This is a genomic window from Pedobacter miscanthi, assembly GCF_032678605.1.
Classification (GTDB): Bacteria; Bacteroidota; Bacteroidia; order Sphingobacteriales; family Sphingobacteriaceae; genus Pedobacter; species Pedobacter miscanthi_A.
Genome location: NZ_JAVTSU010000010.1, coordinates 12,271 through 34,124, shown reverse-complemented (window position 1 = coordinate 34,124; position 21,854 = coordinate 12,271). Strand labels below are relative to the sequence as shown.

The window sequence follows — 21,854 nt, the reverse complement described above, 5'->3', positions numbered from 1 at the left end:
TCGTATTTAAAATTTTACCCCAAATCGTCAACAACATAGGTTTCGCTTATAATCACTTCATCAGGGGCAATATCTTCTTTACGTTGTTCGGCCAAATCGCGCATTGGGCAGTAACCAGTAATACCACGGTATAATAAACCCGCACCAATGGCAGCACCTGTTAAACCAATTACCGGGTGAGAAAAAATACTGGTAATGCCTTTAAATAATAAGTATGTACCGGCTGCACCAGATAACCAACGCTCTGATTTTGAAACGTTTTCGAATAACTCCGGATATTTCCAGGCTTCTTTTACGTTGTTTACTGCGGTATTAAAATCTTGATTTGTCATGATGGTAGAATTTATGTACTACTGTATAACAAGTAAGGATGGATTGAGTTTTGAAAAGATAGAGTTTATCGCGAAAACACAGATTCATTTTTGTTTTTGGCCACTGATGCACGGATTTGCACAGAAAGTAAGAATTGTTATTTTGTTTTGGCCACTGATGCACGGATTTGCACAGAAAGTAGGAATTGTTATTTTGTTTTGGCCACGGATTTACAGATTTGCACAGGAAGTAGGAATTGTTATTTTGTTTTGGCCACTGATGCGCGGATTGACACGGAGATTGGGTTATTTATAAAACAACTCGTTTGATCTCCAGACTTTGCTTTCCAAAATTTAAAATAAGACTGACTTTGCAACCAGAACATCGGAGGTAGTTTAGTGTTTGTACGATGTCTGCACTTGAAATTGCGCTTTAGGCTTTAATTTCTAATATAACCGAATCGAATATAATAAATCGGCATAAAAGCTGTGTGGCAACAAAATATCCTTATAATAAAGTTGATATAGTTTTTCTCTTTCATAAAAATATCACCTGCTTTCTAATTCAATGCAAAATGCATCTTTATATACAATTTCTAAAAACCACAGCCTAAATGATTATGAATTTCAATGGCTGCATTAATAATGAGATTTGTTTCGTTTTTTAGGGGAAAGTCTGATTGTAGAATGTCCATATCAAGTGTTTTAATATAATTTTAATTCAATTAACTTGGGATGTTATACACTAATATAGCAAAATAGCATGAAGCCGCTAAACCTACTCCGTGTTTTCAGTGCCTCCGTGGCAAAAAATAGAGGAATTGATTTTTAGGTATTGAAAAACACATTTTGAAGCACATTGGTAGAAAAAACAGCAAAGTCTGTGGCGAATTTTAGCGATTAATTCAAAATATCCCTAATATCATCCTTACTCAACGATTTAAAGAAACTTTCTTCTGTGGTAATCAATGAGCTGGCCAACGATTTTTTACGGTTTTGCAGGGCAAGGATTTTTTCTTCAACGGTATCTTTTGCGATGAATTTGTAGATGAAAACCTTTTTATCCTGACCGATGCGGTGCGTCCTATCGATGGCCTGTTGTTCTACTGCGGGGTTCCACCATGGATCAAGGATAAAAACATAATCGGCCTGTGTTAAGTTTAAACCCACGCCTCCTGCTTTTATAGAAATCAGGAAAACTTTTAAATCGGTATTTTGCTGAAACTCGGAAACAATTTCGCCACGGTTACGGGTAGAACCATCTAAATAAGCAAAAGGAATATTTTCGGCTTCAAAATGCTTTTTGAAAATATCGAGGTGTTTTACAAACTGGGAGAATACCAAAACCTTATGTCCGCCTTTAAGCACATTGTCTAAAGTATGGATTACATTTTCAAATTTGCCCGAATCAGAAATATAGGTGCCATCAATCATTACCGGGTGATTGGCTAACTGGCGCAAAGCGGTTAAACCCTGTAAAAGCTGAACCTGTTTTTGCGCAAAAGTTCCGTCATCCATGCTTTGCAAAAGATCGTTGCGGTAAGCTGATTTTGTTTTTTCATAATAAGCGGCCTGATCTTCACTCATGTCGCAATAAATTACCTGTTCTGTTTTTGGTGGTAACTCTGCTGCAACCTGTTCTTTTGTTCTGCGAAGTACAAAAGGTTTAATGATCGATTGCAGTTTGCGTGCTTTTTCCTCGTCTTTTTTCTTTTCTATGGCCTGCACATATTCTTCATAGAAAAATGCCTGCGTACCCAATAAGCCTGGGTTCAGGAAAGTCAATTGAGACCATAAATCGCTCACCGAATTTTCTACAGGCGTACCACTCAAAATTAGTTTATGTTTCGATTTTAAGCTTCTAACGGCTTTGAATGATTTTGATGCCGGGTTTTTAATGTTCTGACTTTCGTCGAGGATAATATAATTGAAATAGAAATTTTTTAGTTCATCAACATCAACCCGGGTTACCCCGTAAGTGGTAATCACGATGTCGTAATTGGCAAAATTGGCTACATCCTTATTCCGGTTAGTGCCCGTATGTGCCAGGATTTTAAGTTTTGGGGTGAATTTTTTCGACTCTGTTAACCAGTTGTAAATTAAAGAGGTTGGCATGATAATCAGCGATGTGCTTTGCGTTTCGAGCAACTGATCATCTTCCTTTACTTTTTGCAGCATGGCCAAAGTCTGGATGGTTTTACCCAAACCCATGTCATCGGCCAAACAACCGCCAAAATTGTATTCGCGTAAAAAGCTGAACCAGTTGTAGCCTGCTTTTTGATAATCGCGCAAACTGCCTTTAAAATGTACGGGCATTTGTGTATCGGCAATATCTTCAAAATCAGATAAGCGCTGAAGTTTACGTTCGAGCGTAACATTGGCCAAACTATCTTCAGCCAGATCGTTAATTAAACCGATGTGGTGTTTCTTTAATTTTAGCGTTTGTCCGGCTTCTGCCAGGCTAAACAAACTGCCGTATTGCGTAAACCATTTATCGGGGATAATGGCCACTTCGCCATCCGGCAATAAAAACTCTCGCTTTTTATGTAAAATATGCTGTTTTAAGGATAAAAAAGGAATCTGATATTTACCAAACCACACCACAGCATGGATATCGAACCAATCGTTTCCTTCTTTAACTTCGAGATCGATTTTGCTGGCACCGAAAACAAATTTTTTCTGCCCTGTGGCTTGTTCAATTTCAAATCCAGATGTTTCTAATAACTCAATATGTTCATTTACCCAGTTAATGGCTGCATAACTTGGGTTTTCATCAGCAGCACTCACTTCGAGGTTGCTGAATAATGAACTTGTTTTTTTAAGTCCTAACGATAACAACAGGTTAAATTGTTTTTTCTCCCAATCGGCCGAACGTTTTATCCGGTGAAAAATATAGTTGTCGGCCGTTTTTTCTAAACGTACGGTTACTTTATGTGCATTTTCTACCGGGAAAGTATATTCGCCATATTTAAAATAAAGCTGGATCTGCGAAAGACCTCCGTCCACATATAAAACCTTAATTACAGGTGTAGCGTCGAATTGTTCGGTCCTGATTTCGAAACCTTCAGCGTAAACATGGTGCTTTTCGATCAGCGGGGCAACAAATTTTTCAAAGTAGGTCGCTTCCGTTGTTTTCGGGATGGCAATAAACCGTTTATTTAAAAATGGTTGCAATTTCTTGCCCTCAATATCCTGATCAAAAAAGTATAAAACATCATTCAACAATAACCAGGCAGGTTTGTTGCTGATGATCTGCGCTTCTTTAAACATAAATTCGATGCGCAGGTTCTGGTACTTAATGGTTGGAAAATAGCGCGTTTCTGTTTCATTCCGGCGGAAATGGAATAGGATAGACGCTGGTTCATCTGCAAGTTCGATCTTACGTTCAACTGGCCAGCCATCTTTATCCATTACATAAAGCTCATTTTTAACCTTTAAAAGTTCTAAAGCTTCGGCCAGTTTTTTTTCAATTTTCGGACGTACACTCTCGTAAAATTTATCGTCGAAAATTTTGGTAAAAAACTCAGTTGGCCTGATTAATTTCTTATAATACTTTTTAATCAGCGAATCTTGTTCGATGTCGTCTAAAATTTTAATCAGCTTATAATCGATTTCGTTTAAACAAGCATTAAATTCTTCGGCAGTGTGTGTGAAAATCCGCTGATAAGTAAAAGAAAAATCGCCCTGCGGATTTAACTGAACAACGTGAGGTTCAATTAAATAGCCAAGGTACTCATGTTTGCACAACGAGTACACCACTTTACAGGCTTTAGAACTATCGACACGTAGCATTGATGGGTATAAAATTTTTGGAAGCTAGGGGCTTAAAAAACTTTAAACTTACAATATTTTGAGATTACATCAAAAGAACTGAACGGTTTTGGGATAAAAATATGAATGATTTTTTACCTGTGCTGAAAATAAAGCTGAAAAACAATGGTTTAGCAGAGATATAGTTGAATTATTTGCTGCCTGCGAACTAAAATAAACAAAATGCGGTAGAAATATTAAATACTTTATAATTGACTACAACTTATTATCTTAGCGCTTGGATTGGTAAGCTTTTATTATCAGTCAATTAACGCATCATCATAGGTTAAATGAAATTTTTTTACGCGCTCTCTCTGTTCAGCTGTCTGTTTTTTTCTGGCTATGGGCAGGAAATTCCACGGAGTACCCAATATATCTTCAATAATATTTTGTTAAATCCTGCATTATCGGGGATTGATAACTATACCGATTTAAAAATTGGTCTGCGCAAACAGTGGACAGGTTTAGAAGGTTCGCCGAGTACGCAATACCTTTCTTTAAGTACAGCCATAGGCGAAGATTTTGTGCGAAGCAATGTAAATTCATTTGCCGGTAATGGCGAAAACCCCATGAGCAGGAGTTATGTAAACAACTATACGGCAGCGGAGCCGCATCATGGTATCGGCCTGGTGGCGATGACGGATAAGGCCGGTTTAATCAGGCAAACCAACGTAAGCGTAACCTATGCTTACCACCTTGGGCTTACCAATGAGATCAATTTATCATTGGGTTTATCTGCAGGTTTTAAATCAATCAATGTTGATGTGCGTGGAATTGTAGCCGATGAATCTGGCGATCCCTTATTTTCAGCTGATTATAATAATAAAATCCGCCCTGATGTGGGGGCTGGTGTCTGGTTGTATAGTCCGAGGTTTTTTGCAGGTGTTTCGGCCAAACAGCTCATTGGGAATAAAAGTAGCGTAGTAGGTAATAAGATTAGAATTGATGCTTATCAGGCGGCTACTTTTTACGGTACCGCTGGTTATAAAATATTCCTCGATGAAGATATTGCCATGATTCCATCTGCTTTGATTACCTATTGGACTAATGCGCCTGCAGCATTTGATGCCAACCTGAAATTTGCCTATAAAGACAAATTCTGGGTGGGAACCAGTTTCAGAAATAACGATTCCTTTTCATTATTGGCTGGATTTAATGTTGCTTCTTTGGTAAACCTGAGTTACTCGTATGATGTAAATACCTCAGGTTTACGCTCGGTAAATAATGGTACCCACGAAATTGTATTGGGTATTTTATTAAATAACCGTTATCAGGTAGCTTGTCCAAGCAGGCAGTTTTAACGTAAAAGTGTAATACTGCCGCCCAATGGTTTACATTCGGCCCGTAAATCGATTACATAATAATAAACACCTGCTGGTAATTCTTTATCCCTGAAACGGCCATCAAATGGTTTATTGTAATTGCCGATAGATTCGTACACCAACTGACCGCCACGGGTATAAACCTTGATGTTGGTACCTTTAAAATCAGGTAATCCGCGCACTTGCCAAACATCGTTCATGCCATCGCCATTCGGGGTAATGGTATTGGTAATTTCCAGGTTATCGTGTGTTACCTCTACATGTACTTTGGTAAACTCGCTGGTACAAGAGCCGAGTTTTCGCCGAATATAATAATCGGCTGTTTTGGCTACCTTAAATTTGAATATACCAATAGTGCTTTCTAAAAATGGTTTGGTGTCATCCAGTTTTTCGAATAACTGATAGGTGCCTTCTTCAGGGGCAATTACGGGAAGAACAATATCAGAAACATAACAAACGCGGAGATCGTTAACAATTGGCGTTAAAATTTTAAATGGTTCATCAACAATGGTAAAAGGTTCGCTGATGGCGTAGCCACAGCTTTTATCGTTGTTTTTGTAGGTTTTATCCGACACTTCCAAACGGTAAGTGCCTGCGCCGGCTTTTATCAAATCCTGTGTAAATTGAACCGCTTTACCAGCTTCATTTATCCATTTAAAATCGTAACCTGGTACACCACCAATTACCTGAACACCCGTAACCGAGCCTCTAAGTAAGGTACAACCATCGTCAACTCGTGTTCCCGTATTCGGTACAATGGTTAATAATGGAGTGACATTTATGGTGTATGGACCAATAATAATTGGATCACAGCCATTAATGTCATAGGCATACATGGTGTAAGTACCACCAGGTAAATTTTTAATAGAAATAGAATTGATTGTTTTTGTACTAGGAATAACATTGCCTGATTCATCTTTCCATTCGTATCGGTATGGTAGTGCCGAACTGAAATTAAGCTCGATACTTCCATTGTTTAAACCGCATGTTGTTGGTACTGGGATAGGCTGTGAAAATGTATAAACTGGAATTGGTGTGGCTAACACGGTAAAAGGTTTACTTACCGGAGCACATGATGATTTGCTATTAATTGCCTTTAAAGTATATGTTCCTGCTTTTAATTTGTCAATTGACAAAATTGTTCCGGCAGAATAAGTGCCTGATTTGGTGAATCCGTTTGGCCCAGCCCATTCATAATTATCGGCGTCAGTAAGTGTAATTCCACCTAATGCTCCATTACTGTTATTGCAGGTTTCGTTTCTTCCGCTTGTAGCATTACTAATCTGTATGGTATTATCGGTAATGATAAAATAAGAGGCTGAAGTAGATCCGCATTCTCCTTCATCAGTTACTACAATGGTATAATTACCGCCTTCAACATTTTCTAAGTCGGCGGTTAATGCAATTACATCACCCAATGCGCCTGTAATAAGATCGGGTTTATACCATTTATAGGTAGCTGTTCCGGTAACATCGGTAAATTTTAATTCTTTTATTGCGCCGTTTTGGCTTCCACAGGTTGCATGTTTAAATGGAATAGTAGTTGCAATGATGATTTTTGGTTTCCTTTTAACTGTTATCGGATCAGAATCTAACGAACAACTTGCCTCATCCGTTACCTTTACATAATAGGTGCCTTCGGGTAAAGTAGCCGGGTTGTTGAGACTAACATTATTTCCTGTTGCCGAATTAATCCAGGTATATTTCAATACCCCTTTTCCTCTTAGAACTTCTGCGGTAAACGTGAAAGTGCTTTGACCGCAAAGCGGATTAACTGGTATGATGGTTGGTTTGGTTAATTTTTGATCTTTAATGATAAATACGGATGGAAATGCTTTACAGCCATCATCAACAGTTACTTCGTAAGTACCTACATCAAGGCCCGCAATGCTCTGTGTATTGCCTTTAGGTACCCGGCTACCATCCGTTTCTATTTTTACCCAGGTAAATGTAAAACCTTCGCGGGGTTCAGGGATGGTGATTGATCCATTGGCGCTACAAGTAACAGGTTCTACTATAGCTTCATTTGGTAATAACTCAGCTGTAGAAAAAGGGGAGGTAGTTGCATTTAATAAACTAGCTGTTGCGGTAACCATCCCGGTAAGTGCTCCATTATATTCCCAACGGCCATCGCTGCCTGCCTGTACCGTGGCAATGTAGGTTTTACCCTCGCAAATGCCCTGACAGTTTACGGTATAAAATAGCTCTACTTCAGCGTTTGGCGTTGCCCGGCCCGAAACATAATCAGTTCTTTTTTTCAGGATTTGAATGTAAGGTTGAAGAATGGTTAAGGTTTTTCCAATTCCAAATGTCCTGTTACAGAAAAAACTGTTCCTCGTGATTTTTACCGGCTTTGAAGATACGGTTTCGACCCCGAAACTATTATTGGCAATTAAGTTGGCTTCTGCAGGAGTTGCGCCACCAATGGTTCCGCCTGCGCCTGCTTCTATTTTTATACCTAAACCATTACCCATCACTACCGTTCCGGCGGCATCAGTACCAATGGCGTTACCCGTTAAAATAAAATCAGAATTGGTAATCGAAACCCCTGTGGTTCTATTTCCACCGATAATGTTGTTGCGTACATAAAGCGCTGTATTTACCGCATTAACCTTTAAACCTGCAATTTCTAATGAGGATGAAGAAAGAAAAATCGGCAATTCATGGAAATCCTTTTTACCGGTATAATCCACACCGATTTTATTGTTGATTACATTGATATCAAACCTTGCAGTGGTAGAGTACGATGAGCGGTTAATATCTACATTGATCCGGTTTGCAGCAATCACGTTTCCTTCACCGGCGTTATCGCCACCAACATCCAGTCCGCAATCGTAAAGACTGGCCGAAATGCCCGTTACGTTGGTGTTGGGTGTAATACCATCATAAATTACCCCGATTAAATTGGATTGGATCTTTATCTTGGTGTTTACCGCCGTACTGAAAAAAGAACTGTTCTGAACAACAATACCATTGATATTGCCGCCGATTACGTTTCCTTTTCCGGGTGCCCCAATGGTGATATTATTTGCACGGTAATCGAGCACAATACCCGATCCCTGACCCATATTTACGTTTTGTAAATTATTGATGGTAGCAAAATTACGGATGTACAGACCATAAATTTCTACACCGGTTGTTTGGACCAGTGTTGTGGCATATTGGCCGATCACCAGGCCTGAAAAGGTGGTGTTGGTATATTCGGGCTCCAGGATAACTTTTGCACCCGAAACGCCAAGGGCAGGCCATGCGGTTTGTGAGGTACCATCAATCACCACATTTGACGATACGATGGGTAGTGCGCTACGCAGCCTGATGGTGCGGTTGGCGTTATCGCTAGGCGTACCAGGTAAATTAAAATTAATGGTAAAAGTGCCTGCTCTGTTGGCTGCAGCCGCTTGTGTTAATCCTTCCCTTAATGTTCCAGGGCCACTATCGGCATTGCTGGTAACCACATAAGTTTGAGCATAAGCATTTTGGAAGAAAAATAAGCCTGCAATAAAGGCTAAAAATTTTGAGAAGCGCATAAAATTGTTTGGTGCAGCCAAAATACAAATAAAAGTTTAGTGGCTAGGGTTTTAGTTAAAATCTTTTTTTGTTCATTGTTGGAAATATAAATCAAGGTTTCCCCGCAGATTTGGAATGATAACCGCTGATAAACAGGGTTTTGGGTTGTTGTAAATTTATGACATCAGATTTATTGAATCCGCGCTTTCTGCCTCATACTACAGGTGAAATTACATGACTGCTACTATTTCCAATGATTTGGTGCCGCCTATAGCGGGAAGCTTTCTAAGTAATTTGTGTTAGAATTAAGCGTTTTTTTAACACTATGATTATGCGATTAAATCGCATTGTTATTTGTGCACTCGTTAGAAACGAGCGCAGACAAAACAAGCTAAAAACAAAAAAGGCATCCTGAAAATCAGAATGCCTTTAAATGTGCTTGTTAATTATTGTTTATTTCCAGCCGCCGCCTAATGCACGGTATAAGTTCACTACCGATTGCAGTTTTTGTAACCTATCGTTAATGCCACTTAATTGTGCACTTAATAAACTTTGTTCTGAAGTTAGAACGTCAGTATAATTTGTTGCTGAACTGTAACGCAATAATTCTTTGGTAAAATCGACTGCTTTGGTTAACGAAGCAATTTGTTTTGTCCTCGTTTCTTCTTTTTCTGCGGCCGTTTGGTAAGCATACAATGCATTTGATACTTCCTGTCCACCGGTTAAAAGTGTTTGCTGAAAATTATAAAAGGCAATCTGTTGGTTAGCCTCTGCTGTTTTTAAACGTGCTTTATTAGCGCCTTTTGCAAAAATTGGTTGTGTTAAACCACCTACTAAATTATAGAAGATAGATTTGCTGAAGAAATCGCTCAATTGTAAGCTCGATAAACCACCTGCTGCGGTGATGGTTAGCGCAGGGTAGAAATAAGCTTTAGCTACATTGGTGTTTTCGAAAGCTGCCCTGAAACCGAATTCAGCTGCAATCACATCCGGACGGTTTTTTAACAACTGTGCAGAAACACCGGTTTGTAAATTGGCGTACGGCGTTTGCTGATCAAGTGTAGTACGGTTAATGGCATTAGGTGCTTTGGCAACCAATACGCTCAATGCATTTTCAGCTTCTTTAATGCTTCTTTTTAAATCCGGAAGGGTTACTTGTGCAGCATACAAATTAGCTTCGCTTTGTACAACTGCCGCACCATTCACTACCGCACCTTGCTTTAGCTCCCTCATGGTTTCCACATCCTTTGTTCTTACCTTGATGGTTTGCTCTGTAATAGCCAGTTGTTTATCCAATGCCAGTAAAGTATAATAGTTATTGGCAATGGTTGCAATTAACTGGGTTTGTACCGCCCTTTTTGCGGCATCACTTTGCAGTAATGTAGCATAAGCACCACGTTTTGCGCTGGTTAATTTTCCCCAGATATCAGCTTCCCAACTGGTGCTTAATTGTGCTTTATACGTTTGGGTTTCTAAATTAATGTTAATCCCTGCCGGAAAATTTTGTGCAGCTGCCGATGCTTTATTGTCTGTAACGTTAACATCAGCCTGCAAACTTGGTAATAACGCACCACGACTTTGTATTAAGGTCGCTTCTGCAATTTTAATCCGCTCGATGGCCTGTTTCAGGTCTAGATTTTCATTGATCCCTTGTTGAATCAAAGATTGTAAAGCAGTATCAGAAAACAACGTTTTCCATTGCAAATCTGCAATGGTGGTGGTATCCGTTGTATTGTTATCGCGGTATAAACCTTCATTTTTTACCTGGGGGCGCTCGTATTTTTTAGTTACGCAGGCACTCAGGGTAATAATGGCTAAACCGGTTAAAATGGAATGTTTATATCTAAAATTCATTTTCTTAATATTAATGTTTGCTGTTCGCAGTAGCCAATTCATATTCCTCTGGCGTTTGTTCATGCTCAATACCTTCGTTAAAAGGTGATTTATTACTGATGCGCTCCTGTAAAGACTGGAATATGATAAACAAGGCCGGAATTACGAAAACCCCGAATATGGTTCCGATTAACATACCACCCACAGCACCTGTACCAATTGAGGTATTACCCGCGGCACCAACACCTGATGATAACATCAAAGGCAATAAACCCAAAATAAAGGCGAAAGAGGTCATTAAAATCGGACGTAAACGTGCCGTTGCACCATCAATTGCCGCGTTAGCAATACTCATGCCTTTTCTTCTTCTATCTACTGCATATTCTACAATTAAAATCGCGTTCTTCGCGAGTAGTCCCACAAGCATAATCAGGGTAATCTGTGTATAGATATTGTTATCTACTCCGAAAATTTTGTCGAAAACAAATACACCTGCCAAACCAACTGGTAACGAGAATAAAACCGCTAATGGTAAAATATAACTTTCGTATTGTGCAGCAAGTAAGAAATAAACAAAGATTACGCAAAGTAAAAAGATGAAAACAGTTTGACTTCCGCCGGCCATCTCCTCACGAGATAAACCTGAAAATTCATAACCATATCCTGCCGGAAGGTTTTTCGCCGCTTCTTCCTGTACCGCTTTCAGCGCATCACCAGAGCTATAACCTGCATTCGGGTTACCTGTTACCGAAATTGAAGTAAACAAGTTGAAACGTGAAATAGCCTGCGGTCCGTATACTTTGGTTAACGTAATAAACTCTGAAACCGGAGCCATCCCACCCGACGAGTTTCTAACATAAATGCGCGTTAGCGTTTGCTCGTTTGCACGATACTGAGCATCTGCCTGGAACATTACCCTAAACTGTTTACCAAATTTGTTAAAGTTTGAGGCATAAACACCACCATAGTAACCCTGCATTACACCTAATACATCACTAACGTTTAAGCCAGCCTGTTTAACTTTTGCCACATTTACATCAATCTGATATTGTGGGAAATTGGGGTTAAAAGAGGTTGATGCATATTGGATTTCAGGGCGTTTGCTCAACGCTGCTAAAAATCCGTTTCCGATCTCATTGAATTTTTTAATATCTCCACCGGTTTTATCCTGTAACTGGAACTCGAAACCACCACTAGTACCAAAACCCTGGATGGTTGGCGGAGCAAAGAAAATAATTTTAGCTCCTTTAATACCTGCTGTTTTTGCAAATAATTCGCCAATTATCGTTTTTACATCACGGCCTTTACGTTCATCCCAAGGGGTTAAACGCGAAATTACCATACCATACGAACTACCCGAACCACTAATCATACTACGGCCCACAACCCTTAAGGTATTTTTAATTTCAGGTATTTTGTGTGCGATACTATCGATTTTTGCAATTACAATATTGGTTTCCTCTTGTGAGGTTCCTGCTGGTAATGAAATATCACTCATGATGGTTCCCAAATCCTCATTTGGTACAAAACCTTTTGGTGTGGTATTCATCGTCCAAACCAATACTACAGCAAAGAAAGCAATAGCCAATCCAACAATCCATTTTTTTCTGGATAGAAAACCTACCGATTTTTTATATTTTCCGGTTACAGCATCAAAAGAGGTATTAAACGCATCATAAAAACGGTTTAAAAAGTTTTTAGATTTCTGGTGCTCTTCTTTGTGTGGTTTTAAGAATAAAGCACATAATGCCGGACTTAATGTTAATGCGTTAATGGCCGATAAAATAATGGAAATAGCCAGTGTTAAACCGAACTGTTTATAAAATACACCAGATGATCCGGAGATAAAACTTACCGGGATAAACACGGCAGCCATTACCAGGGTGATCGAAATAATCGCACCGCTAATATCATCCATCGCATCTATTGTTGCTTTTCTGGCATCGGTATAACCTTCATCCAGCTTGGCGTGTACCGCCTCAACTACCACAATCGCATCATCCACTACAATACCAATGGCCAGTACGAGGGCGAACAAGGTAAGTAAGTTGATGGTGAAGCCAAATAAACTCAGGAAGAAGAACGTTCCAATAATCGCCACCGGAACACTGATGGCAGGAATCAGGGTAGAACGGAAATCCTGTAAGAAAATAAATACGACTAAGAATACCAAAATAAACGCTTCTATTAAGGTGTGAAGCACTTTTTCGATGGATGCATCCAGGAAGTCGTTTACGTTAACCAAAGTTGAATAATGTACGCCTTTAGGAAAAGATTTTTGGGCTTCATCAAGGGTTTTGATGGAGTTTTCGATTACTTCTTTTGCATTTGAACCTGCAGTTTGGTTAATCGCGATACCTAAAGCCTGTTTTCCGTTAAATTTAACCGAACTGGCATAACTCTGTGCACCCAATTCTATACGGGCAATATCTTTTAAACGAAGAATCTGGCCATTATCGGTAGTACGGATAATGATGTTGCCAAATTGAGTCTCATCTTTAAGTCTACCTGTATATTTCAAAGTATATTGGAATGCCTGATCGCCCAGTTCGCCAAATTGTCCTGGAGCAGCCTCTACGTTCTGATCAGCAAGGGCAACGTTAATGTCGTTGGGAACCAGACCGTAAGTGGCCATCACATCAGGCTTTAACCAGATACGCATGGTATAATCCAACGTTCCGAATGCACTCGCATCCCCAACACCGTTAATACGTTTAATCTGCGGAATGATGTTGATGTTTGCATAATTCTGCAAAAACTTTTGATCATAAGAAGGATCGTCGCTATATAGGCCAAAAATCAATACGTTACTCGCTTGTCTTTTAGCGGTAATAACCCCCGATTTGGTTACCTCTGCAGGTAATAAACTGGTAGCACGTGCAACCCTGTTCTGTACGTTTACAGCAGCAAGATCGGGATTTGTACCCAGCTTAAAGTTTACGGTAATGGTTGCGGTACCATCATTACTGGCGGTAGAAGTCATGTAAGTCATGTCTTCAACACCATTTATCTGCTCTTCCAGCGGAACAACAACGCTGTTCATTACCACATCGGCGTTGGCCCCCTGGTATGAAGTAGAAACCTGCACCGTTGGTGGGGCAATTTCCGGATATTGTGAAACCGGCAACGTAGCTAAACCTAAAACACCGAGAATTACGATGATAATGGATATAACCGTTGATAAAACCGGTCTTTCTATAAATTTCTTAAACATAATTAATATTGATTACACTGTGATAGTGTGATTGGCAAGATTATATTTTTATTTTTTGATATCAGCGTAAACTGAATCTGCATTTTTTTCTTCAGGTTTGATTTTTGTTCCGTCTTTTAACGATTGGAAACCCTCAAGAACAACTTTATCTCCAGCTTTCAGCCCTTTGGTTACCACATAAAACTTGCCTTTAGCCAATTCCATAATCTGGATTTCGGTGCTGATGGTTTTAGCAGAATCGCCTAAAACATAAACGAACTTTTTACCCTGTAAATCGATTGTTGATTTTTGAGGGATTAAAATGGCATTATCGATGTGCTGAGGAATTCTAACAGAGGCACTGGCACCATTTTTTAATAAAGAAATCGGGTTAGGGAAAGTTGCCCTTAAACTTGCAGAACCTGTACTGGTATTAATCTGGCCATTGATGGATTCGATTTTACCATTTTGTGCGTAGATTGTTCCATCAGCAAGCACGAGGCTCACGGCAGGGATATTTTTCATTTGTTCGGCCAGGGTATTCCCCTTATAGGTTTTAGAAAAATCTAAAAGCTGTTTTTCATTTAATGAAAAGTAAGCATAAACCTTAGAGGTATTAGAAACGGTAGTTAAAGGCTGGGTGCTGGTACTGCTTACCAAACTTCCATTTCTGAAAGGGATGCTTCCAACTACGCCATCAACCGGGCTTTTAACTGAAGTATAGCCTAAATTAACTTGTGCATTTGCTAACTCAGCCTTAGCTTGTGCCAATGCTGCTTTTCTGCTTTGTAGTGTTAACTGTGCGGCATCAAGATCGTATTTGCTGATGATATCTTTCTCTACCAATGGCTTGGTTTTGTTTACGGTTAACTGAGCGGCATTAACATCGGCTTCGGCACTGCTAATGGCAGCTCTTGCTGTTCTTACCTGCTGCTCGTACTGAGGGGCATTAATGGTAAAAAGTAACTGGCCTTTTTTAACTACGGCGCCCTCATCTACCAAAATCTTTTCGATAAAACCATCAACCTTAGGCCGGATATCAATGTTTTGGATCCCTTCGATGTTTGCTGGATAATCAGATTCTAAAGTCGTGTTTTGTGAAGTTACTGTAAAAACCGGGTAAGCTTGTGGACCGGCTGCTGCTGCAGCGGCTGCTTTTTTAGCGGCGTCGTTATTTCCGCAGGATGCTAAAAGCATACCCATGCTTACGCTAAAAAAGAGAGTTGTTACTTTTCTCATGGATTATTTCTGTGTGTGTATAAATGTAAATTTCCGGAATTAAGAGCATCGTCAAAAATGAGACTTCGATTTCCGCTAATAATTGCCCAAAAATAGAGCCTAAAAAAAAATAATTCTGTCCAAATTCTGTCATTTAATCAATCGATTGATTTATTTCGTGATTAAAAATGCGCTTTTTTAGGGTTAAAACACTGTTTTAAAGCTTTTTATCTCAATTTAAATCGCTCAAATGAATGTGTAAATATCTTGCGACAGATGTTAAATGGTGTTAAAACAGGTTGTTACGGAGGATTTTTATTGTAAATAAATGCTGTTTATTTTAGTCAATAAAAAGCGTTGGTGGTGTATGTTTTACATTATTAAACCTATCAGGTTTTTAAAACCCGATAGGTTTGGAAAAAAAAGATTATTCTACTTCTCCTTCGAAAACCAATTTAGCTGGTCCGCATAAAAATACATTGGTAAATGCTTTACCGTTATAGTCGAATTCTATATTAATATCGCCACCTAAAACTTTAATATCGGTTTTAATATGGCCGGTTTGGTTTTTATGTTTTGCCATGGCCATGGCTACAGCTGTTACCCCCGTACCGCAGGCGTAAGTTTCATCTTCAACACCACGCTCGTAGGTGCGCACAAACAAATGATCGCCCTTATCTTCTACAAAATTTACATTAATACCTTTTTCGGCGTAAGTTGCATTGTAACGGATGCTTTTTCCTTCATGAAAAACATCAAGGTTTTTTAAATCAATTTGTAAAGCAACATAATGTGGCGAACCGGTATTGAGTACGTAAGCTTCACCATCTTTGGTAATGGTATCTACATCAATCATCTGCAGGTCAACCCATTCGCCGCTTTCTGAAATTCTGGCATAATGTGGTCCATCTACTGCCAAAAAGTTGGTTTCGCGATCGATAATGCCAAGCTGTTTGGCAAAGGCGACAATGCACCTGCCACCGTTTCCGCACATACTGCCCAATTTGCCATCTGCATTAAAATAATGCATCTCAAAATCGTAATTTTCATGTTTGGTAATGAACATTAATCCATCCGCACCAATGCCAAATCTTCTATGGCATAATTGTTCAACCAATTGATTATCAATATTTTTTAAAGGACCTGAAGTGTGGTCTATTAAAATGAAATCGTTGCCTGCGCCCTGGTATTTATAAAAATTAATTTTCATGAAAGCTTCATTTTTTAATGCAATATTTGAGTTGCAAAAGGTAATAAGCGGATTGTGTTTTTTAATTTAACATTTTTTAACACAAAACTAAGTGCTTTGAAGATACAAATATCGTTTATATGGTATTAAATTTGAATAAACTTACGAAAGAAAATTTGAGCAGATAAAAACTGCCGGAGCATTCTGCTTAAATCAAAGTGAAAAGCGCTCCTGCAAACAATAATATTTAACAAATGAAATATGATAAGCTAAACAATTAGCTAGCAAAACAGCTTATTATAAAATCATGGCTTTAAAAAACAATATACAAACACATGAAAAAAATATTAGGAATTACCGTGTTAGCTGCTTTTATAGGTGGAGCAGCAGCAATTGGAGGTTACAAACTATTTGAGCGTAACCAGACTGGCAGTACCATTACTGAAAAACAGAACTTGTATTTTGCCAATAATCCACTAAAAGTAACTTCAGCTGGTGCTACAGATTTTACGCAGGCAGCAGCTGCAGTTGCACCGGGTGTGGTTCACATTAAAACAACTTATGCCGCATCAAAAGGGCAGGGATCATCTTCTCCGTTTGATATGATGGAAGATTTCTTTGGTGGAGGCGGCGGTCGCCAAATGCAGCGCCAACCAAGGGCAGCATCAGGCTCGGGTGTAATTATCAGTCAGGATGGTTATATCGTTACCAACAACCACGTAGTAGAGAATGCTGAAAAAGTTGAGGTAGTATTAACGGATAGACGTAAAGTAGAAGCTAAAGTTATTGGCCGCGATCCGAATACTGATTTAGCTTTAATTAAAGTAAATGCAACGGGTTTGCCAGTTGTAAAAATGGGTAATTCCGATAATGTTCAGGTAGGAGAGTGGGTGTTGGCTGTTGGTTTCCCTTTAGATTTAAATACAACAGTAACTGCCGGTATTGTAAGTGCTAAAAACCGTAGTATCGGTATTATTGGTCGCGAGCAGCAAGGCAACGAAATTACAGAAGAAGAATACCGCGAATATCAACGTACCGGTAAAAGACCAGATCGTCCGGCAAATACAAGCATTGAGTCGTTTATCCAAACCGATGCGGCCATTAATCCTGGTAATAGCGGTGGTGCTTTAGTAAACGCAAATGGCGAACTGGTGGGTATTAACTCTGCAATTGCTTCGCAAAGTGGTTATAACCAGGGTTACGGATTTGCAATTCCGGTTAACTTAGCCCGTAAAATTGTTGATGATTTCATGAAATATGGTTCAGTTAAACGTGGTTATATTGGTGTTAACTTCGTGCCGCTAAGTGGCGAAGAAAAACCAGAAGGTATTAAAACCAACGAAATTAGTGGGTTATATGTGAACGATGTTGTTGCTGGTGGCGGTGCTGCTGCAGCAGGTATCAAATCAGGTGATGTGATCAAAAAAGTTGACGGGGTGGTTATTAACGATTCACCTGACCTTCAGGAAAGGGTAGGTCGCTTAAACCCTGGCGATAAAGTTAAATTAACCGTATTACGCGATGGTGCTTTAAAAGATTATACCGTTACCCTTAAAGGTGAAGCAAGTGTAGGCTTAACTGCAAATAATGCAGCAGGCAAAAGTGTTGAAGTAGGTAAGTTGGGTGCAACTTTTGCTCCGGCCACCCAGGCACAAAAAACGAAATATGGCATTAACAGTGGTGTGGTTGTAACTTCAGTTACCACCGGAAAAGCTTTCGATAACATTGGTGTAGAAAAAGGTTTAATCATCACCAAAGTAAATGGACAACCGGTAAATTCTGTGGCAGATGTTCAAAAAGCATTGCCTCTAGGCAGAAACAACATGGTGAGTATTTCCGGTGTTGGTGCGCAAGGTTCGTATAACTACAGTTTCCCTGCACAGTAATTAATTGAGATAAAAAATAGTTGAAAAAACTTCCCGATTTACATCGGGAAGTTTTTTTTTAGTCCTGGTTAATCGGTTCGTGGTTGGCATGGCAGGCTTCTGCACATTCTTCGCAGGCCACTGCACACTGCCTGCAATGTTCATGATCGTGTTTGCCACATTCTGCTGCACAAAGCCTGCAGATTTCTTCACAGAGTAATAAATATTGGTGTGCAATAACGGAGTCTCTCTGGAGCAATCTTGCTGCCTGGGTACAGATATCCGCACAATCCCTGTCGAGTTTAATGCAACCGATCATCATATTGATATCTTCTTCTTTTAAACATGATGAAGCACAATGTTCGCATGCCAGAGCGCAATCTAATAAAGCCTGAATTAAGCCATGGTTATTTCTCGTTTCCATATCGTTTAAGATTTTGGTTATAAATGTTTTGTATAGTAATAACCTGCAGGCAATTAAACTTGTTTTTAAAAAAAATGAACTAACCCCATGCCCTGTGTCGCCACGGGTTGTAGAGTGATATATTTTTGCTACGGAATGCACGGATTAATTCGGAGAATTGTTATCCTGATCCGGTAGCTATCGGATGCTGATCAAGGGTTTGTATTGGTTTGTTTAGGTTTTCATATGACAGGGATTCTTCACTGCGTTCAGAATGACAATTGATTCGAGTACAGTAGACGGGTCTATTTGTTAAAAATCCTTAAATCGGTGCTAATCAGCTCCGTTTCTTATACGGAAAGCAATATTCATCCGTTTTTCATAATCAAGATTTAGTTTCGCCATTTACCGATTGATAATCAGTGTTTACCGATACTCTATAAATTAATTTTTTTTATTGTCCCATATTTGAATCAGCAACCAAAACCGAATATTATGGCTTTAGCTCACATTAACCTCAGTGTAAAACAATATTTCAATTTCATGTGCAAAACCGATTTTGAAAGACGAATATTTCACGATACTTACAAAGAGTTTCAAAAAAAATCAAGAATATACAGTTTAAACCAACACCTTCACACTTTTTTACAGATGCAGCAGGCCAATGAAAAGGCAAGTTCGCTGCATCAAAAACTTCAGTATTCGGTAATGAACAACATCACCGCATTAGAACGTAAAATGCCTGTGCTAAACGATCTTGAAGATAGGGCAATACTTTTTGATTGGGCCGAATTACATATTTGCAGCTCAGATCTTTTAAATAAAGGTGCTCATGTCGTTTCCATAACTTATACCAGTCCAAAATTAATCCTGCACGAAATCATCGGCGATTTGCTGATTTTAAGCTATAATGGTAATGAAGAAGAAACTTTAATGGTTAAGATCACCGAAAACCTGATCGTGAATTACCAGCATCATGAAAGTCTGGTTTATAGCTAAATTTAGCATCCGTTTAACCAGGTAGCCCGAAAAAATATCATTAATTTGTAGCATGCAGCAATTTAAAACCCCAACTTTCATCATTCATGCGGCTGGTTGGCTTTTATTTCTCACCTTTCCACTGTTGTTCATCAATAACGAACAATCGGGGCAAAGTAGTTTTTTGTTACTTGCATCGCCTTATTACTGGCTTTTCTGCGGTACTTACATGCTCATGTTTTACTTCAATGCGCTGGTTTTAGTACCACGCCTGATGTTTAAAAAAAGGTATGTAATATATGTTGCTGCAGTATTATTGCTCTTTAGTTTTGTGTACTATGCACAACCTTATGATAATTTATTGGGACATAACAAAAGTGTAATGGCTGCATTAAATGGCCCACCCAATTCGCAACCCAAAGGTTTAAACCAATCTTTACAGCCGGGTAAAGACCCTGATGTTGGCCCTAATGTAGAAATGCCCTTTGGTCCGCTGCCAAATGAAGATCTCCGTATGCAGGATCCGAATTTAAGAAAGCCCGATGGAATTTTGGATCTGCACCAGCCCATGAATATCGATGTGATCAGTCTTTTTATTTTCTTTATGATTATGGGTTTGAGCATTGCCACCAGCACGGTACAACGTTGGCAAACGGCCGAATCGAAAGTGGTAAAAGCCGAAGCAGAAAAAGCCACTGCCGAACTTTCTTTCCTCAAAGCGCAGATTAATCCACATTTTTTATTCAATACCCTCAACAACATTTATACCCAATCGGTTATCAATAGCGAGCATACTTCAGAAAGCATCATGAAACTATCGAACATCATGCGTTATGTAACAGATGATGTAACACAGGATTTTGTAATGCTGAAAGATGAGATTGATTGTGTGCGTGATTATATCGAACTGCAGAGGTTAAGATTGGGTGCTGATGCCGAAATTAATTTCAATGTACAGGGCAAACCTGACGGTAAAAAAATAGCCCCGTTGATTTTCATGACCTTCATAGAAAATGCCTTTAAATATGGTGTAACCAAAAAAGAAAAAACGGTCATCAATATCAATTTAAGCATCGATGCTGAAAGAATTGATTTTTCATGCCAGAACAAAATTTATAACCACAAGTCTAATTTAGAACGTTCCGGGATTGGAATTGCAAATACCCGTCAAAGGTTAGCGCATCTTTATCCCCAGCAACACCGGTTGGACATAGAAAACACCAGCAGTATATTCACTGTTAAACTTTGTGTAGATTGCTAAATTAACAGATATGGCCTTAAAATGTGTAGCTATTGATGATGAGCCATTGGCACTCGAGCTCATCAAAACGTATGTATCCCGATTCCCCGACCTTCAATTGGTGCAGCTTTTTGAAGATGCGCTTTCCGGTGCTGAATACCTGAAGCAAACCCCAGTCGACTTACTTTTTGTAGATGTTAACATGCCTGATATTACCGGGGTGGAGCTGGTAAGGAGTTTGGTAAACAGTCCGATGATAATTTTTACCACGGCCTACCGGAATTATGCTTTCGAGAGTTATGAGTTACAGGCCATTGATTACCTGTTGAAACCGATAGATTTTAATCGTTTTACGGCCGCGGTAGAAAAAGCGATCGATTATCATAAATACAAAAATGCCACACAGGAAAATACCAATGATGAAAGTATTTATGTGTATTCGGAATATAAAATGATTAAAATATTGCTCCGTGATATTGAATATATCGAGAGTATGGGCGATTACCTTAAAATTTACCTCACCAATATTGATAAGCCGGTTTTAACCCTTATGACGATGAAAAAGGTTTTAGAGAAATTACCAGAAGATCAGTTTGCCCGCATTCACCGGAGTTTTATTGCCGCATTGTCTAAAATAAAATCAATTCATAACAGAAAAGTGCACCTAAACAGCGCAGAGTTGCCTGTTGGCGATGCATATAGCGGTTTCATTAATCAGCAAAAAGGAATATGAAGTTAAAAGCAAATATTGCAACCAGCGAAAATGGGTTTATTTTTAATCCCGCTACCGGCGATTCATTTACCAGTAATGCCATTGCTGCCGAGATTTTAGTTGATATGAAATTAGGTAAAAGTGAAGCAGAAATCAAAAAGAAAATATCGGAGCATTACGAAGTAGAATCAAATCAGTTAGAAAGAGACTGGGATGATTACATGTTACAATTAAAGGAAGCGAATCTGTTAGATTTGTAACCAAAAAAATAAA

General features: G+C 39.1%; 15 protein-coding genes. 6 read left to right on the top strand and 9 right to left on the bottom strand.

The genetic code is table 11. From position 1 onward, the window contains the following. Positions 1–14: 14 nt before the first annotated feature. From R2R28_RS15670 to R2R28_RS15665, 3 genes are all read right to left on the bottom strand, one after another. A complete protein-coding gene (locus R2R28_RS15670) occupies positions 15–332 on the bottom strand; it encodes a DUF2892 domain-containing protein (RefSeq protein WP_029278253.1) in 318 nt (105 codons plus the stop codon). Between the two features lie 289 nt (positions 333–621). Further along, positions 622–738: a GxxExxY protein gene (locus R2R28_RS29195; protein ID WP_410479184.1), complete on the bottom strand. Its 117-nt coding sequence runs from the start codon at positions 736–738 to the stop codon at positions 622–624. Positions 739–1,211: 473 nt separating this feature from the next. Continuing rightward, a complete protein-coding gene (locus R2R28_RS15665; RefSeq protein ID WP_316826628.1) occupies positions 1,212–4,103 on the bottom strand; it encodes a DEAD/DEAH box helicase in 2,892 nt (963 codons plus the stop codon). A gap of 308 nt (positions 4,104–4,411) precedes the next feature. Here R2R28_RS15665 and R2R28_RS15660 point away from each other — a divergent pair, with 308 nt between their 5' ends. Further along, entirely contained in the window at positions 4,412–5,422 is a 1,011-nt protein-coding gene (locus tag R2R28_RS15660; RefSeq protein WP_316826627.1) for a type IX secretion system membrane protein PorP/SprF, read from the top strand. Here R2R28_RS15660 and R2R28_RS15655 read toward each other — a convergent pair. The 5 genes from R2R28_RS15655 to dapF all read right to left on the bottom strand — a co-directional run bounded on the left by R2R28_RS15655 (position 5,419) and on the right by dapF (position 16,404). Continuing rightward, positions 5,419–8,970 carry a gliding motility-associated C-terminal domain-containing protein gene (locus R2R28_RS15655; RefSeq protein ID WP_316826626.1) on the bottom strand — a complete coding sequence of 1,184 codons (3,552 nt, stop codon included), beginning with the start codon at positions 8,968–8,970 and terminating at the stop codon, positions 5,419–5,421. The genes R2R28_RS15660 and R2R28_RS15655 overlap by 4 nt on opposite strands. A gap of 433 nt (positions 8,971–9,403) precedes the next feature. After that, a complete protein-coding gene (locus tag R2R28_RS15650; protein ID WP_316826625.1) occupies positions 9,404–10,804 on the bottom strand; it encodes an efflux transporter outer membrane subunit in 1,401 nt (466 codons plus the stop codon). A 10-nt stretch (positions 10,805–10,814) separates the two neighbouring features. Continuing rightward, the gene (locus R2R28_RS15645) at positions 10,815–13,997 is read right to left on the bottom strand and encodes an efflux RND transporter permease subunit (RefSeq protein WP_316826624.1); all 3,183 of its coding nucleotides are present in this window, start codon (positions 13,995–13,997) and stop codon (positions 10,815–10,817) included. 48 nt (positions 13,998–14,045) lie between these two features. Further along, positions 14,046–15,215 carry an efflux RND transporter periplasmic adaptor subunit gene (locus tag R2R28_RS15640; protein WP_316826623.1) on the bottom strand — a complete coding sequence of 390 codons (1,170 nt, stop codon included), beginning with the start codon at positions 15,213–15,215 and terminating at the stop codon, positions 14,046–14,048. Between the two features lie 406 nt (positions 15,216–15,621). Then, positions 15,622–16,404 carry a diaminopimelate epimerase gene (dapF, locus tag R2R28_RS15635; protein ID WP_316826622.1) on the bottom strand — a complete coding sequence of 261 codons (783 nt, stop codon included), beginning with the start codon at positions 16,402–16,404 and terminating at the stop codon, positions 15,622–15,624. A 314-nt stretch (positions 16,405–16,718) separates the two neighbouring features. Between dapF and R2R28_RS15630 the strand changes: the two genes are divergently transcribed. Beyond that, positions 16,719–18,269, top strand: coding sequence for a trypsin-like peptidase domain-containing protein (locus R2R28_RS15630; RefSeq protein ID WP_316826621.1), 1,551 nt, complete (start codon positions 16,719–16,721; stop codon positions 18,267–18,269). A 58-nt stretch (positions 18,270–18,327) separates the two neighbouring features. Here the strand turns inward: R2R28_RS15630 and R2R28_RS15625 are convergent, their stop codons facing one another. Next, on the bottom strand, positions 18,328–18,672 hold the full coding sequence (locus R2R28_RS15625) for a four-helix bundle copper-binding protein (protein ID WP_316826620.1): 345 nt from the start codon (positions 18,670–18,672) through the stop codon (positions 18,328–18,330). Positions 18,673–19,146: 474 nt separating this feature from the next. On the opposite strand from R2R28_RS15625, the gene R2R28_RS15620 reads away from it, so the two are divergent. The 4 genes from R2R28_RS15620 to R2R28_RS15605 are packed head-to-tail and all read left to right on the top strand — an operon-like array spanning position 19,147 to position 21,841. Further along, positions 19,147–19,650, top strand: a complete 504-nt coding sequence (locus R2R28_RS15620; RefSeq protein WP_316826619.1) for a hypothetical protein — start codon at positions 19,147–19,149, stop codon at positions 19,648–19,650. A gap of 52 nt (positions 19,651–19,702) precedes the next feature. Next, complete coding sequence (locus tag R2R28_RS15615; protein WP_316826618.1) at positions 19,703–20,890, top strand: sensor histidine kinase; 1,188 nt, start codon at positions 19,703–19,705, stop codon at positions 20,888–20,890. A 10-nt stretch (positions 20,891–20,900) separates the two neighbouring features. Further along, complete coding sequence (locus R2R28_RS15610) at positions 20,901–21,602, top strand: LytTR family DNA-binding domain-containing protein (RefSeq protein ID WP_316826617.1); 702 nt, start codon at positions 20,901–20,903, stop codon at positions 21,600–21,602. Continuing rightward, positions 21,599–21,841 carry a PqqD family protein gene (locus R2R28_RS15605; protein ID WP_316826616.1) on the top strand — a complete coding sequence of 81 codons (243 nt, stop codon included), beginning with the start codon at positions 21,599–21,601 and terminating at the stop codon, positions 21,839–21,841. Before R2R28_RS15610 ends, R2R28_RS15605 begins: the two co-directional genes overlap by 4 nt. Positions 21,842–21,854 lie beyond the last annotated feature (13 nt).